Source organism: Mesorhizobium sp. M7A.F.Ca.MR.362.00.0.0 (genome assembly GCF_004023175.1).
In the GTDB taxonomy this organism is placed as follows: Bacteria; Pseudomonadota; Alphaproteobacteria; order Rhizobiales; family Rhizobiaceae; genus Mesorhizobium.
Genome location: NZ_RZTF01000648.1, coordinates 1 through 2,084 on the forward strand (window position 1 = coordinate 1; position 2,084 = coordinate 2,084).

The following is a 2,084-nucleotide window of genomic DNA, read 5'->3' on the forward strand; positions in this document are numbered from 1 at the left end:
ATGGTGATCGTCGAAAGTGTGGCGCTGTCGATCATGATCTCCAACGACCTCGTCATTCCGCTGTTCGTGCGCCGCCTGCTCAAGACCTCGACCTCCGAGACCGAGGACTGGTCGACGCTCATCCTCAATGTGCGGCGCGGGGCGATCTTCATCCTCTTGTTCATCGCCTTCCTCTACTACCGCGAGAGCACCGACAGCGCGCGACTGTCGTCGATCGGCCTGATGTCGTTCGCGGCCATCGCCCAGTTCGCGCCCGCCCTGATCGGCGGGCTGATCTGGCGCGGCGCCAACGGCCGGGGTGCGGCACTCGGCATGGTCGCCGGCATCATCGTCTGGGGCTACACCCTGCTGTTTCCATCGCTTGCCGCACCCGATACCGGCATCATCGTGCACGGGCTGTTCGGCTTCGAGGCGCTGCGGCCGCAGGCATTGTTCGGCACCGTCGCCGAACCGCTGAACCACGGCGTGCTGTGGAGCCTGTCGATCAACGCAGTGTTCTTCGTGCTCGGTTCGCTGTCGCGCGCTTCGGTGCCGCTGGAACGCATACAGGCGTCGATCTTCGTGCCGCGCGATGCCGGCCCGATGCCAAGCCTGCGCCGCTTCCGCACCGCCATCACTGTCAACGACCTCAAGGACACGATCGGGCGCTATCTCGGTGTCGAGCGCACCGAGCGCTCCTTCCAGTCGTTCGAAAAGACCAACGGAACCTCGCTGCACGGCAACGAGCAGGCGAGCATGGACGTCATCCGCTTTTCCGAGCAATTGCTGGCCAGCGCCGTCGGCTCCTCCTCGGCGCGCCTGATCCTGTCGCTGCTGTTTCGGCGCCACGACCGCGAATCCCGGGACGCCTTCCGCTTGCTCGACGACGCCACCGAGGCGCTGCAGCACAACCGCGACCTGTTGCAGATCGCGCTCGACCAGATGGAACAGGGCATCACCGTCTTCGACCGCGATTTCCGCCTGATCTGCTGGAACCGCCAGTACCGAGCGCTGTTCGACCTGCCCGACGAGATGGGCCAGGTCGGCGTCTCGCTCGACCGCATCCTGCGCCATCTCGCCGAACGCGGCGACATCCCCGCCGATCAGCGTGTGGCCATGCTCAACCGCCTGACCAGTTTCGTCAGCCCATGGCAGATGGAACTGAAAACCTCGGGCCGCATCCTGGAACTGCGCTCCAACCCGATGCCGGACGGCGGCATCGTCGCCACCTATGCCGACATTTCCGGGCGCGTCGAACAGGATCTGGCGCTGAAGCGTGCCAATGAATCGCTGGAGCAGCGCGTCAAGACCCGCACCATCGAACTGACCCGGGTCAACGAGGAGCTGGCGCAGGCGCAGATGCTGGCCGAGGAGGCCAATCTCGGCAAGACGCGCTTCCTCGCCGCCGCCGGCCACGACATCCTGCAGCCGCTGAACGCCGCCCGGCTCTATTGCTCCTCGCTGATCGAGAAGGCCGGCAAAGGGCCTGCCGGCAAGGCCGCCGTGAACATCGAATCCTCGCTGGAATCGGTCGAGACCATCCTCGGCGCCGTGCTCGACATCTCCCGCCTCGACGCCGGCGCGATGAAGCCGGACGATACCGCCTTCAACCTCGACGGATTGCTGCGCCAGATCGGCAACGACTTCCGGCCGCTCGCCGCCGAGAAGAAGCTCGCGCTGACCATCATGCCGTCATCGCTGACAGTGACGACGGACCGCAATCTGCTGCGCCGCCTGATCCAGAATCTCGTCTCCAACGCCATCAAATACACGCGCCACGGCCGCGTGCTGGTTGGCGTCAGACGGCGCGGCGAACTGGCCGAGATCCAGGTGATCGACACCGGCATCGGCATCGCCGGCGACAAGCTGAACACCGTCTTTCGCGAATTCACCCGGCTCGACGAGGGCGCGCGCGAGGCCGAGGGCCTCGGTCTCGGCCTCTCCATCGTCGACCGCATCGCCCGGGTGCTGCGGCTGGAGATCCGGATCTTTTCCAACCCTGGCAAGGGCACGCGCTTCTCCGTCATCCTGCCCGTCGCGGCCGTGCAGGAACCGCGGCGCGAGATCGACGCCAGGGTTCCTGCCCGCGCGACGGCTTCGCTGGC

General features: G+C 66.1%; 1 protein-coding gene. It reads left to right on the forward strand.

Annotated elements, in window-relative coordinates:
- Positions 1-2,084, forward strand: a 2,084-nt coding sequence (locus EOC06_RS36405) for a PAS-domain containing protein (protein WP_164898973.1), incomplete at both ends; no start/stop codon positions are given.